The sequence below is a fragment of the Moraxella sp. 179-F 1C4 NHS genome (genome assembly GCF_045370505.1).
Classification (GTDB): domain Bacteria; phylum Pseudomonadota; class Gammaproteobacteria; order Pseudomonadales; family Moraxellaceae; genus Faucicola; species Faucicola tetraodonis.
This window is the reverse complement of the sequence record NZ_JBIQEC010000016.1, coordinates 1-12507: the sequence shown is the minus strand read 5'-3', so window position 1 is coordinate 12507 and position 12507 is coordinate 1. Positions and strand designations below refer to the sequence as shown.

The 12507-nt window shown below is 43.6% G+C and carries 12 protein-coding genes; 5 read left to right on the top strand and 7 right to left on the bottom strand.

Features of this window, described 5'->3' with window-relative positions:
* Window positions 1-3: 3 nt before the first annotated feature.
* Together ACH0AB_RS08315 and ACH0AB_RS08310 are read left to right on the top strand one after the other, a co-directional pair.
* The gene (locus ACH0AB_RS08315) at window positions 4-888 is read left to right on the top strand and encodes a beta-1,6-N-acetylglucosaminyltransferase (protein WP_406877881.1); all 885 of its coding nucleotides are present in this window, start codon (window positions 4-6) and stop codon (window positions 886-888) included.
* Window positions 885-1694: a glycosyltransferase family 2 protein gene (locus ACH0AB_RS08310; RefSeq protein WP_406877880.1), complete on the top strand. Its 810-nt coding sequence runs from the start codon at window positions 885-887 to the stop codon at window positions 1692-1694. Before ACH0AB_RS08315 ends, ACH0AB_RS08310 begins: the two co-directional genes overlap by 4 nt.
* A gap of 1 nt (window position 1695) precedes the next feature.
* Here ACH0AB_RS08310 and mnmC1 read toward each other — a convergent pair whose 3' ends face one another.
* On the bottom strand, window positions 1696-3795 hold the full coding sequence (gene mnmC1 / locus ACH0AB_RS08305; RefSeq protein ID WP_406877879.1) for an FAD-dependent 5-carboxymethylaminomethyl-2-thiouridine(34) oxidoreductase MnmC1: 2100 nt from the start codon (window positions 3793-3795) through the stop codon (window positions 1696-1698).
* A 147-nt stretch (window positions 3796-3942) separates the two neighbouring features.
* Between mnmC1 and ACH0AB_RS08300 the strand changes: the two genes are divergently transcribed.
* Window positions 3943-5289 carry an APC family permease gene (locus tag ACH0AB_RS08300; protein WP_406877878.1) on the top strand — a complete coding sequence of 449 codons (1347 nt, stop codon included), beginning with the start codon at window positions 3943-3945 and terminating at the stop codon, window positions 5287-5289.
* Window positions 5290-5302: 13 nt separating this feature from the next.
* Here the strand turns inward: ACH0AB_RS08300 and ACH0AB_RS08295 are convergent, their stop codons facing one another.
* The 4 genes from ACH0AB_RS08295 to ACH0AB_RS08280 form a co-directional block, all read right to left on the bottom strand.
* Window positions 5303-6583: a TIGR03862 family flavoprotein gene (locus ACH0AB_RS08295; protein ID WP_406877877.1), complete on the bottom strand. Its 1281-nt coding sequence runs from the start codon at window positions 6581-6583 to the stop codon at window positions 5303-5305.
* A 38-nt stretch (window positions 6584-6621) separates the two neighbouring features.
* Window positions 6622-7050 (bottom strand): SH3 domain-containing protein, encoded by a 429-nt coding sequence (locus ACH0AB_RS08290; protein WP_406877876.1) that lies wholly within the window; start codon window positions 7048-7050, stop codon window positions 6622-6624.
* Between the two features lie 65 nt (window positions 7051-7115).
* Window positions 7116-7418 carry a YciI family protein gene (locus ACH0AB_RS08285; RefSeq protein ID WP_406877875.1) on the bottom strand — a complete coding sequence of 101 codons (303 nt, stop codon included), beginning with the start codon at window positions 7416-7418 and terminating at the stop codon, window positions 7116-7118.
* Window positions 7419-7430: 12 nt separating this feature from the next.
* Window positions 7431-7994 (bottom strand): inner membrane-spanning protein YciB, encoded by a 564-nt coding sequence (locus ACH0AB_RS08280; protein ID WP_065264024.1) that lies wholly within the window; start codon window positions 7992-7994, stop codon window positions 7431-7433.
* 204 nt (window positions 7995-8198) lie between these two features.
* On the opposite strand from ACH0AB_RS08280, the gene ACH0AB_RS08275 reads away from it, so the two are divergent.
* Window positions 8199-9125: a PHP domain-containing protein gene (locus ACH0AB_RS08275; protein ID WP_406877874.1), complete on the top strand. Its 927-nt coding sequence runs from the start codon at window positions 8199-8201 to the stop codon at window positions 9123-9125.
* The gene (locus ACH0AB_RS08270) at window positions 9122-9847 is read left to right on the top strand and encodes a hypothetical protein (RefSeq protein ID WP_406877873.1); all 726 of its coding nucleotides are present in this window, start codon (window positions 9122-9124) and stop codon (window positions 9845-9847) included. The genes ACH0AB_RS08275 and ACH0AB_RS08270 overlap by 4 nt, the downstream gene beginning before the upstream one ends.
* Here ACH0AB_RS08270 and ACH0AB_RS08265 read toward each other — a convergent pair.
* Both ACH0AB_RS08265 and ccoG read right to left on the bottom strand, forming a co-directional pair.
* Window positions 9844-10416 (bottom strand): FixH family protein, encoded by a 573-nt coding sequence (locus ACH0AB_RS08265; RefSeq protein ID WP_406877872.1) that lies wholly within the window; start codon window positions 10414-10416, stop codon window positions 9844-9846. The two genes, ACH0AB_RS08270 and ACH0AB_RS08265, sit on opposite strands and share 4 nt — an antisense overlap.
* 126 nt (window positions 10417-10542) lie before the next feature.
* Entirely contained in the window at window positions 10543-11967 is a 1425-nt protein-coding gene (ccoG, locus tag ACH0AB_RS08260; RefSeq protein WP_050325858.1) for a cytochrome c oxidase accessory protein CcoG, read from the bottom strand.
* Window positions 11968-12507 lie beyond the last annotated feature (540 nt).

The following is a 12507-nucleotide window of genomic DNA, read 5'->3' as shown; positions in this document are numbered from 1 at the left end:
CATATGAAAAAACACGCTTTACTTATCCAAGCCCACCAAGATATCAGTTATTTTATTAAGCTGGCGAAAATTCAGCCAAACGTCAATTTTTATATACATATGGATGCTAAATCCGATTATTTTCCTGACGCTGAGACTGCACAGCTAGCCAATGTATTTTTGCTCAAAAATAGAATAACGGTACTTTGGGGCGGGTTTAGCCAAATTGAAGCGACATTAAAATTATTTGAAAGGGCGTTTGCCAATAAGGACAATGCTTATTTTCACCTGGTCAGCGGTGAAGATGTGGTGTTACAACCATTTGAAGTGATAGAAAAGCAGTGGCAACAGCGGTTTGATTTTCAGGCGATGATGACCTGCGAGATAGCGCCACAGTATGCCTATCGCTTTATTATGGACAGTCCCCATGCCGACAGCAACTGGCAACGGCAATTGACGGGTAAAATCATCACCAAACTGCAACAAGGTGTGGCAAAAATAAAAACTTATCATTCACCCATTTATTTTGGCTCACAATGGTTTTCAGTGACGCGGCAAGACTGGGAAAAAATTGTGCCTTTCACCGACGAATACAGTGATTTTTTCCGTCACAAACTGGTACCTGATGAACACTTTTTTCAAACCTTGATTTGCGAAAAGCTGACTCAACAAAACCAAAGTGAGCAAGAGCACAGCCAACAACAGCATAGTCAAAAAAGCCCCGCTAATCAGCTTCGCCTTAGTAACAACAACAAACGGCTCATCGTGTTTGATAAAGCCATCAACAATGGTAATAGTCCAATTTATTTGGATTTATTAAAGCTTGAGCGGGCGAAATTTGACGGCTATTGGTTCGCTCGTAAAGTAAAGAAGGATGTGGCATTGACTTGGCTGGGTGAATTAACATGAAATTTTCTGTACTGATGTCGCTCTATGACAAAGAAAACCCCGAATTTCTAACCGAATGTCTAGCCAGCTTGGTCAATCAAACACGCCAAGCCGATGAGGTTGTGTTGGTGTTTGATGGTCCAATCAATTTGGCATTACAAAAAGTGGTACAAGATTTTAAGCCGCAACTACCGTTAACGATTATCGCTTTAGCAAAAAACGTCGGGCTTGGACAGGCTTTGAATGCAGGTCTAAACGCTTGTCAACATGACTGGGTCATTCGTATGGATACGGATGATATCTGTGTGCCTAACCGCTTTGAGCAGCAAATTAACTTTATCCAAAACCATCCTGAAATTGACGTGTTGGGCGGGCAAATCATTGAATTTGAAAAGCAGCTATCACAGGGGAAAAAATCTCGCACGGTGCCAACCTCACACGAGGCAATTTTTGCCTCAGCCAAGTCGCGCAATCCCATCAACCACATGACGGTTGCCTTCAAAAAATCAGCGGTACAAGCGGTCGGTAGCTATCGCCATGCGCCGCTGTTTGAAGATTATGATTTGTGGGTGCGATTATTGGTCGCTGGCTATCAGTTTGCCAATTTGCCAGAGGTGCTGGTGTATGCACGGGCAGGGGATGCGATGTATGAACGGCGCGGGGGCTTGGCGTATGCCCGATACGAGTGGGCAATTCAGCAAAGCTTTTATCAACAAGGGTTTTTGCATATTGCGCAATTGCTTAAAAACCTCGCCATTCGCTTACCGGTGCGATTATTGCCAAATAGTTTACGCAGTTTGGTTTATCAAAAACTGCTGAGAAAATAACTTAGCGTCGAATGACCTTGCGATTGGGACTTAAACTGTTGACCATCTTTTCAGACAATGGCAAAACTTCTCCACACATCAGTCCCGCCAACAGCTCACTACAAATCGGGGCATAAGCATAGCCCTTTGACCCCAATGCCGAAAAGCTCCATACTCGGCTTTTGCTTTCATAACCCGCTTGCCAAACCTGCCCAACTAGGGGTAGATAATCCACGGTTTGGCTACGGATAGTGGCGCGACCCTGCCAATGGGGTATGTTTTTTTCGACGGTAAATATATCGGTGTTATTGACCAAATCGGGCACCGCATCCGCCAAATCTGCCACATTCATCTTATGGTCAGCAACGGCTGGCGTGGTATCCAAGGTATCCCTGACAAAACTTGCCCCAAGCATGACATGGCGTTTACTGTTTTCGTTAAAACTGGCGTAATAACTGCCATACTTTAACGGCAGTTTTGGCAACTGTGCTTTATCATGCTCATCGACAGCAAACCACGTCACTTGCCCACGGCTGTGATTAAAGCGTTTGATGGTGGGTAGAAAATCGCAGGTGTCTAAAGCCATGCACAAAATCACATGGTCAAAAAACTGCTGACGCTCAGTGAATGTTAATAGCACCTGGTCGCAATCTTGCTGAAAATAGGCTTGCTGAAAATAGGTTAATTCCTCAGTTTGAAAGCTGATATTGGGGTGGCCTAAAACAGCATTGGCAAAGTTTGCGGTAGTGATTAACCCGGCATTGGGCAAAAATATCGCTTGCCCAACCTCATAACCGACTTTTGCTTTGGCTTGTTCAGCAGTCAATAAACGGGCAAATTCAATGGGAAAATCTTTGACTTCATCAAGTTGTAAGCGATTGTGTGAGAGTAAATCCAAACAGCCGGTGGTTTGTAGGATTTTAATACCGGTTTGTGCGGTCAAATAAGGGTAAAATCGACAGCTTGCCAAATAACCAATCGCATGTAGATTGGTTTCAAGGCGTTTTAGGCTGGTAAGTTTTGGTGCAAGAAAACCGCGGATGTTGCCCGATGCGCCTGCCAATGGCTTATCTTTATCAAAAATGGTGACCTTGTGTCCACGGACGGCTAAGGCATACGCACTGCTTAAACCCGCCACCCCAGCGCCAATCACCGCCACAGACAGCGGTTTTGTAATAGCGGAAAAATTGGGTAGTTCAAAGCCTTTAGCTTTATTGGCTTTTCGACGCTGACGACGTCGGGATTCAAACGTGTCAGTAAAGGGTAGGGTGACAAAAAATGGTTTAATTTTTTTGTTATAGCGAAAATAAACCTCGCAAAAATTGGCGGATGTTAACTTAGGTTGAAAGCTTGCGGTGAGCATTTCTCGCTTTTTGCCAAAGCCTTTACGTTTGGCCAAGGCAAAACCCTGATGTTTTAGCCCCTGTTTGACTGGGCTTGCCACACTAAATGTCGCCAAAGTCGTATGAGTTTTGGATAACCTTGCAATTTGAGCAAATAAACTCTCTGACCAAAGTTCTTGGTTACAGCTCGGTGCAAACCCATCAAGCAGCCACGCATCGACTTTACCTTGCCCAGTCACTTGCGACAAACTACTCGTCGCATCGCCAAGCCATAAATCAATCGTCAATCGTTCATCAAACCAGTTCAAACGATGGCAGCCAACCAGTGGCGGCGGATAGTTTGCAATGAGCTGTTGTGATAACCCAGCAAGCTCTGTCCACACGCTCAGGGCTTGTTCAAGGTCAGTTTTGCTTAAGGGAAATTTTTCGGCGGTAATGATATGTAAATGGCTATGATTGTCAGGTCTGATTTGTTGCCACAGTTGCCAAATAGCCAAGATATTAAGCCCTGTCCCAAAACCAATTTCACCGATGACAAATCGTTCAAAGTTCTGCAAATTAGCGAGGCGAGTGGTTAAGTCGTTGCCATCAATAAAGACATGGCGAGATTCTGCCAAGCCATCGGTTTTGGAAAAATAAACATCGCCAAATTCGCTAGAGAGGGGGACAGTCACGCCGTTATCATCTAGCTGCCAGTGCAGTTTGGCGGTTTGAATGGTTGATGCTGGGGTGCTACTTTCGCTTGAGCTTGAGACAGGACGTTGGCTAGATTGTGGCATCAGTGACCCATAATAAATAACTAAAAGTTAGTGCTAAGTAAAATATTACTAATACAAGGCTTGAAAACAGCGATTAGGGGGTATAGCATAACTGATTTTTTATCGTTGCAACATGGCATGCAGCTTTTTTTTGGGTGTGGTAACAACATGAATCAATCAAGTAACGGGCGTTATAACCTAATCACCGCATTGGCAATGATTGTGGGGATTGTGATTGGCTCAGGGATATTTTTTAAAGCAGACAATGTTTTAAAATATACCAATGGCAATGTGGCGTTGGGCGCGGTGGTTTTTGTATTGGCGGCGGTAGCGATTATTTTCGGTTCGCTATCGATTGCTGAACTGGCAAAACGTACCGATGCGCACGGCGGCTTGATTGGCTATGCCGATGAATTTGTCAGTCCACATTTTTCTACGATGATTGGCTGGTTTCAATTATTTTTGTATTACCCGACGCTTGGCGTGGTGGTGACGTGGGTGGTGGGTATTTACACTGCCCTGTTATTTGGAGTAAAAGAGGCATCGCTTGAATTACAAATGGGTATCGGGCTTACGTGGTTTGTCATTTGTTATCTGTTTAATGTGATGGCAGCGGTGTTTGCAGGGCGTTTTCAAGTCTTTGCCACCATTGTTAAATTAATTCCGTTATTTGTGCTAGGGGTGATGGCGTTTGTCTATGGCGACCCTGTGAGCGCCTTAACCCATCCAAGTGAATCCGCGCGTCAAGCGACCCAGTCTTTGGCATGGCTCGGCGCCATCGGTCCGATTGCGTTTTCGTTTGATGGCTGGGTGGTCTCTACCAGTATTTCAGGGGAAATCAAACATGCCAAACGTAATTTACCGATTGCGCTAGTTGTCGCGCCTATGTTGATTTTACTGGGCTATTTGCTGTATTTTGTTGGACTCACCTCGTATCTAGGCGCCGCAAAAGTGATGGCATTGGGTGATGAAAGCGTGTATGTGGTCGCGACCCAGTTATTTGGTGAAACCGCTGCCAAAGCCTTTTTGGTATTTGTGGTGATTTCAGTGATGGGTACGGTGAATGGCTTGGTATTAGGGCTGATTCGTTTGCCGCATTCTTTAGCGCTCAAATCATTGATTCCGTTTAGCGCGCAATTGCGTCAGGTCTCGCCTATCTATCAGCTATCGGTTGGTTCAGCGCTGCTAGGTTTTGCCTTATCTATGTTTTGGGCGGCTGTGCATTATGCGGTGATGAAAAGTCAGCTGCTTGGCGATATGGATATTTCAGAAATCGCGATTGTGGTGAGTTACTTACTGTATTTGGTATTTTACTTTGCTGTGTTTCGATTATGGCAACAAGGTCATATCAAAAGTATGTTACTGGGTGTGATATCGCCGATTTTGGCGGCATTGGGCTCATTGATGGTAGTGTTCGGCGGTATGCAAAATCCGCTGTTTTTGCCTGTCTGCTTACCGATTTGTGCGCTTGTGCTGCTGCTTGCCTACCTTTACAGTCGCTATCTGAACAGTTAATAAGTGCCTTATGTCAAGTGCATTGCATCAATTTTTTGGATAACGCTAAAAACTGCGCCACGCCTTGTCCGGCGGCTCGACCCGTGGCAAAACAAGCCGTTAGCAGATAGCCACCCGTTGGCGCATCCCAATCAAGCATCTCGCTACAGCAAAATACATAAGGATTGGATTTTAGCGAAAAATCCTCAGTTAATGCTGTGCGTTTTACCCCGCCGCCACAGCTAATCGCCTCTTCAATCGGTCGAAAGTTATCGAATTCTACCGTTAACTGTTTGATTGCCTTTGTCATTTTATCGGCATCATGCCAGTGCGTTTTTGCGACGATTTCTCTGAGTAAGGCGATTTTGACCGGATCAAGGCCTGCCTTTCGCCAAAGGTTAGCTAGCGATTGTTTTTTGGGGGTTTTTAAACTACTCAATAATTTTTCGTCAGACATATCAGGTAGCAAATCAAGTTGTAGTGATACTTTGCCCGTATGATTTAATTGCTCACGCATGGCGCGATTGAGCCGATATATCAGCCCGCTTTCCATGCCATAATGGGTGAGAATGATATCACCAAAACCCTGCTCAATTTTGCCATCGGGCAATGTCACCTGGGTTTTCACCCGTTTTAACGCTTTGCCAAAATCGCGGTGTAAATGCGCCGACCAAGGCTGTAACAGTGGGCGACAGATACCGACATTGCTGGCATAAAACGGCGTCAATTCTGTATCGCTGAGCCATGCCTGCCATTTGCCATCACTACCGAGCCGCGACCATGACATCGCGCCCGTTGCCAACACAATCGCATCAAAGCTTTGGGTAAAAGTCAGATTACCGCTTTCATGCGCTACCGAAAAAGTCGCTTGCTTGCCCTCAATGTTGTCACAGCTATGCCGATAAAAAAACGTTACACCGTCCTGCTGCAGCGCTTGCAACCACGCCCGCAGCAGGGGTGAGGCTTTCATCATGGTAGGAAAGATGCGACCTGTCGAGCCAACAAAAGATTCAATCCCTAAGCGGGTCATAAAATCACGGATATGCATCGCATTAAAATCTTGAATATGCGGTGTTAGCCAATCGTCGGGCTGATAGCGCGTGACAAAGGTATCAACGGGCTCAGCGTGCGAGATATTGAGTCCAGATTTACCGGCCATCAATAGTTTGCGGGCAGGGGAAGGTTTTTGTTCAAATACTTGGATTGTAACATCAAACTGGCGCAGATAATCTGCCGCCATCAGGCCAGCAGGACCTGCGCCGATGATGGCGACGATGGGCTTTTTTGGTAGGCCGGCTTGGTTATTTGGCATCATAGCAAGTCAATGTCAGGCTTATAGGCTTATAAAGTTGACTACCAACGACCTTTACGCCCTGCGACCAGCCAGCCCAGTCCGATACCAAGTATCCCACTGAGTAATGCAGTGACCGCACCGTAGATAAAAATCTGTCCACTGCGCTCATTGACAAGCACTTTGACCTGCGTATTTAAACTATCGACTTGGTTTTGTAATTCAGCATTTTTTGCCAATAATTGTTGGTTGGCGTTGGACAACTGGCTGTCAGTGGGCTGGTTGAGCTGGGCAAGGGTAGGTTGTTTGGGGTTTTGCATTGGTGAGGTGCTACTGGCAACGCTTGAGGCAATCTCTGGTTGTTTGGCGAGCGGTTGTCCTGTTTTTGGGTCAGTGACGACAACTTGCGGTGCTGCATGGGTCAGGCTTGTCACCTGTAATACCATCAATAAAACTGCGCCGTTTGTCAACGTGCCCACCAATTTTTTCATGCTTACCACCTATCACCACCCAGACTTTGCCAATTATGTACTACAAACAACGGTTAAACATAACATTAACTCACTGATTTAGGAAAAACTTGGATAAAAGGTTTGATATCCACATGACTATACACACCATTTAATAAGTAAGGCTCTTCACTTGCCCAAGCTTGCACAGCTTCATCGCTGTCAAAATCCACGACCAATACACTGCCACTCATTTCAGGCTCTCCATGTACAATTGGCGTAGGGCCCGCGATGATTAGACGGCGCTGTTCATCTAACCGCGTAAGACGCTCAAGATGAGCCGGGCGAAACTGTTTGCGTAGCTCAAGGCTATCAGGAACGTCATGACCGATAATAATATAAAGTGCCATCCATATTCTCCTTTAGTTTTTTCCTTTATCATTGATTTGTTGCTGCATGTCTGGATTTAGGTGGTTTTTTAAGAACACAAATTGCCCGATTAAAAATACCAGCATCACCGGTATCCATCCCCAGCTTTTAAAATTAATCCAGGTATCGTTGTTGGTAAAAAACGCAAAATAATATTGCAAACCTGCCATCAGTAAGAAATACCCTGCCCAAGCGAGGGTGAGTTTATTCCAGCCCGATTGGGTCAATCGAAACACATTTTTCATTGCCAGTTCTAATAGCGGTTTACCTATCGCGACACTGATAATGAGGGCAACTGCAAATACGCTATTGATGACGGTTGATTTCCATTTTAAAAACGCTTCGTCATGGAAAATTAAGCTTAACCCACAAAATCCCACGGTTAAAATCAGCGTCACCCACTGCTGTTTATTGAGCTTGCCTTTTTGCCGGGCAAAATGCACAACATATACCACCAGTGTCGTAATCAATAACGCCGCCGCACCTGCCAATACCCCTTGCTGTTTGGAAAAGTAAAAAAATGCCAGTAAAGGTAGCAAATCTAATAAACCGCTCATAGTCGTCTCTAACAAAAATCGCTTGTAAAAATCTTAACCGCTAGTTTACACGGATATGCTAAAATCGAAAAGTAACTTTGCGATTTTCCTTGCTTCATCAATCACGTGCCCTTGTGAGCGAGCTAGCGCAGAGTTAACCCCTCTTTGTCTTAACCCCTTTTTGTCCTATTGTTGGCAACTAGCTTTTGTAATTAAGGCGTATTTGTGAATTCTTTAAATCTCGATATCTTGTCTAGCAGTCCTATTTATACCCAACTTCCGATTGATATGCATTGTCACAGTACCCGCTCAGATGGCACTTTTAGCCCAAGCGAAGTGGTGCAAAAAGCGCATGAAAAAGGGGTGAAAGTATTATCCTTAAGCGACCATGATACGGTACTTGGTATCCTTGAGGCGCGCCAAACCGCTGATAGCCTTGGTATGACGCTGATTCACGGTGTTGAAATCAGCTGCCGTCATCGTGTCATGGGCGGCTACTCCAAAAAACCTGCCCAAAATGAAAAAGTGATTCATGTATTGGGGTACGGCTTTAGTGATATCGAAACAATGCATAGCAAATTGGCTGCCATCCAAGCCAATCGAGAAACGCGCGGCTATGCGATGTGCGAGCGTGTGGCAAGTACCTTTAGACGCCCGATGGATGAGATTTGGGAGGCGGTGTTAGTGCAAGCCAAAGGTAATCCCCAAGCGGTCGGTCGTACCCATATCGCCAAAGTGATGGCGGATCAAGGCTTGGTGAGTGATGTGCAAAAAGCCTTTACTGGGTATTTGGCTGACCATAAACCTTGCTATGTGGCACTCGATGGCTTATCGCTTAAAGATTGCATCAATTTGATTCATGACTGTGGTGGCAAAGCGTCTTTGGCTCATGCGACTCGCTATAATTTAACCGCCAATAAAGTGCGTAAACTGATTGCAGATTTTGCCAGTAGCGGTGGCGATGCGGTGGAATTGCCCGCCAGTAATGAACCCACTTCAACCCGCCATATGGTCGATAGAGTGATTAAAGAGCATGAGTTAAAGGTGTCTATCGGTAGTGATTTTCATGGCAGCACCATGCCTTGGCGGGTGCTTGGCGGTGTGCCAAAACTCCATGAAGGGCAAGTGGGGATTTGGGAAAATTTGGTATGAAAATAGAAAAGCGCTATATCGTCATAGCGCTATTTATTGCTTTTGCGTTAAGCATAAATATGTCATTCAGCGGTGTATTGGCATTTGTCATTCTAGGTAGTACGTTTTATGGATTTCATCTAATAGCCAAACAATCACGCTTGGATGATAAAAAATTTAAACAAACAAAAAATGAACCTACCGTACAGAAGCTTCTTAAAGCTAAACAGTCACAAGACTTAATAAATTGGCAGTTTGAATCAATCCCATCTTCTGTAGCTTACACGAATCAAAATGAACTTGGCTTATTGTTATTATATGCTGTTAGTTTATCAATTGGTTTAATAGTAATTTCAACAGAAGAGAGCCTTACAATTAAAGCTGTTTATGTCGTTGTTATTTTTCGTATAATTGGGGTTTTTATCAAATTTTTTAAAAAAATAGCATCAATCGACTCAATCAATAATCCAATCAGCATAGAAAAAATTGAACTAACCCCCGATTGTCTTGTTCATAAAAAACATAACATAATCAAACCAATAGTTTGGCGAGACATTGAGTCAATCGAATATCTTGAAAGAAATAAGAGAGAGCCTTCAGCTATCAACATCCTCGTAAAGAATCAACAACCAATTATTTTGGAGCAAAATTTTCTTACTTCAGAGATTCATATCACAATGGAAGTGCTAAAAAATTATTGGTATCTTTGTGCGAAAGGTTATCCCTTACCAAAAATTACTTAATTTTTCGCCTTTACATCAAACGCAGTTAGTGGCTTAAAGGCAATCGACTTCGCCATCGGCAACTCCTCAATAGCACGCAGTCGCCAGCTATTGGCTGGGTCATGCACCACAATATAGTATTTTCCTTTAGACGGGTCTAGCTGCACATTGCCCGCATAACTGCCATCACTTAACCGTCTGACGATAATGTCGCGGTCTTTTTGCTTTTGGGTGGCATGGGAAATTTCCACTGCCAATTGCTCAGGTGCTTTAAACTTGTCACTAGCGGGCGCCTCAAGTTTAAAATTCACTGCTTGGTGGCTAATCATCATTTGACCGGTTAGCCCTAAATCATGCGCCAGTTTGTCTTTCGACACATCCGCATATAAGGTCTTACCATCCATGTACCAGTCATCACGCACGGTGGAGTCTTGGATTCTCACCGAGTAAAACACGAACCAGATACAGGCGACTACCACAAATAGCGGCAGACCAATAACAAAAATCCAAACCATATAATTTTTATACCAAAGTTTGGATATCGACTGATTAGAAGTTGATGAAGCAGGAGAATTTGTCGGTGTTGCCATAGACCACTCAGCAGATAACAATCAAAAAGCTAGTATAGCAGAAAAACCCATGCCCCAATAACGTGCGCCAATAATTTGGCACAAAAAAAGCCGATTATCAAAATCAGCTTTTTTAGGCAATCAAATTTATTTATCGGTAGTAAACACGTTATCTTTTACTGCTTTGTATTTACCGCCATCATCCACGCTCACCACTTGCATTTGGATAGGGATATTGCTTTGGGTAATCACTTTTGGATCGCCCAGCACACTGACAGGGAAGTCATAACTTTCGCCTGCTTCTAATGGAATGGTTTTAAAGCGGCTATCAAGTTTTAAGCCGGGTTGTGGTGTCAATGTCACCGCATAATCATGGTCTTGCTGGGTTTTGTTGGTGATTTTGATGATGTAGTTATTTTCTACCAAACCTTGCGCATTGATTGACGACAACTGATTACGGTCACGGCGAATATCAATCTGCAGCGGTACACGACTGGTTAAAAAATAAACCCCCGTCCCAATCAACAACGTAATCACCGCCAAATAAGCAAAAAACCGGGGACGCAAAATTTTACTTGGCTCATTCTCTACCAATTGGCGTTCGGTACTATAACGAATCAAACCGCGTGGTTTATTAACTTTATCCATGATGTCATTACACGCATCGACACAGGCCGCACACTGGATGCATTCAACTTGCAAACCATCACGAATATCGATACCCGTCGGACACACTTGCACACACATCAAACAGTTGATACAGTCACCTAAGTTCTCATCTTCACCGCCTCTTTTACGTGCGCCACGTGGCTCACCACGTTTATAGTCATAGGTGACAATCAACGTATCTTTATCGAACATCACGCTTTGGAAGCGGCCATAGGGGCAAATATGGGTACAAAAGTGCTCACGCATATAGCCTGCATTGGCAAACGTCGCAAAGGTAAAAATAAGTACCGAAACCCAAGTTAGCGGTGTCCAATCTGGCACAGGAATAACGCCAAACCATTGCCAACTATGATAAAGATAATCAGTCCCAACGGCATAACTACTAAACGTCAATGCAGTCACTAACGCCATGATAAACCAAATCAGATACACCAAGCCGCGTTTCATGATTTTTTCGCCATTCCAAGGCGCTTTATCTAACTTAAACTGCTTATTACGATCACCGATGATAAGCTTCTCAGTATATTGGTACATATGCGTCCAAATCGTCTGTGGACACGCATAGCCACACCACACACGACCGGCATAAACGGTTACCATAAACAATAAAAAGGCCGCAACCATAAAGAAAAACGCAAAAATAAAAACGTCTTGGGGTAAAAAAGTTAGCCCAAATAGCACAATCTTAGAACCCGAGAAATCGAACCATATTGCTTGGTGTCCGCCATAGCGAATCCATGGCAACACCAAAAACAACAACAATAAAAAATACATACTGACAACGCGGATATTTTGATAAAAACCCGTCACAAAACGGGGGTGTACGCGTTTTTTAGTGGCATCTACTTGGTGGACAGGGAGTCTAAAATCATTACCAGCAGGGGAAGGAGGTTGTACAGACATTGTTTGCCCTCACATATTTTCTGACATGAACATAAAAAAAATGAAAGACGACAACCGCAAAACCACCGAACATCGCCTAACAAAAAATTGCTTAAACAATATATTCAATTATATATCAAATGGCAGTAAATACCCACAAAATAAAGGGAGTTATCAACAACTGCAAAATAAATGAAAAAACTTTTCCCATTAGTATTGACAGGTAAAAAGAAAAGCGTATAATACGCACTCACTGGCAGCGACTACAGCCACAAACTGTAGTAAAAACAACAACTTAAATTAATATAGATATAAGTTGAGCGGTCATAAAAAATTAAAGAAAAAAGTTATTGACAACACAAAATAAGCTGTTAAAATAGCGACCTTCTTAACGACATCAGCCGATGATGTTGTACACTAAATAACAACAAACACAAGAACAACTTGTGTGGATTTTCACTTAGGGCGATAAAATTAAGACTTTATTAATTGTATTGTCAGAGTGAAGATACTCGTAAGTTTATTTGAGCAAAGACAGTATAAATAATTGAGTCAACAAAT

What these genes read in the sequence shown, in the direction of transcription:
- ACH0AB_RS08315 (WP_406877881.1), top strand. Translation starts at nt 4, where the DNA reads ATGAAAAAACACGCTTTACTTATCCAAGCCCACCAAGATATCAGTTAT.
- ACH0AB_RS08310 (WP_406877880.1), top strand. Translation starts at nt 885, where the DNA reads ATGAAATTTTCTGTACTGATGTCGCTCTATGACAAAGAAAACCCCGAA.
- mnmC1 (WP_406877879.1), bottom strand. Translation starts at nt 3,795, where the DNA reads ATGCCACAATCTAGCCAACGTCCTGTCTCAAGCTCAAGCGAAAGTAGC.
- ACH0AB_RS08300 (WP_406877878.1), top strand. Translation starts at nt 3,943, where the DNA reads ATGAATCAATCAAGTAACGGGCGTTATAACCTAATCACCGCATTGGCA.
- ACH0AB_RS08295 (WP_406877877.1), bottom strand. Translation starts at nt 6,583, where the DNA reads ATGATGCCAAATAACCAAGCCGGCCTACCAAAAAAGCCCATCGTCGCC.
- ACH0AB_RS08290 (WP_406877876.1), bottom strand. Translation starts at nt 7,050, where the DNA reads ATGAAAAAATTGGTGGGCACGTTGACAAACGGCGCAGTTTTATTGATG.
- ACH0AB_RS08285 (WP_406877875.1), bottom strand. Translation starts at nt 7,418, where the DNA reads ATGGCACTTTATATTATTATCGGTCATGACGTTCCTGATAGCCTTGAG.
- ACH0AB_RS08280 (WP_065264024.1), bottom strand. Translation starts at nt 7,994, where the DNA reads ATGAGCGGTTTATTAGATTTGCTACCTTTACTGGCATTTTTTTACTTT.
- ACH0AB_RS08270 (WP_406877873.1), top strand. Translation starts at nt 9,122, where the DNA reads ATGAAAATAGAAAAGCGCTATATCGTCATAGCGCTATTTATTGCTTTT.
- ACH0AB_RS08265 (WP_406877872.1), bottom strand. Translation starts at nt 10,416, where the DNA reads ATGGCAACACCGACAAATTCTCCTGCTTCATCAACTTCTAATCAGTCG.
- ccoG (WP_050325858.1), bottom strand. Translation starts at nt 11,967, where the DNA reads ATGTCTGTACAACCTCCTTCCCCTGCTGGTAATGATTTTAGACTCCCT.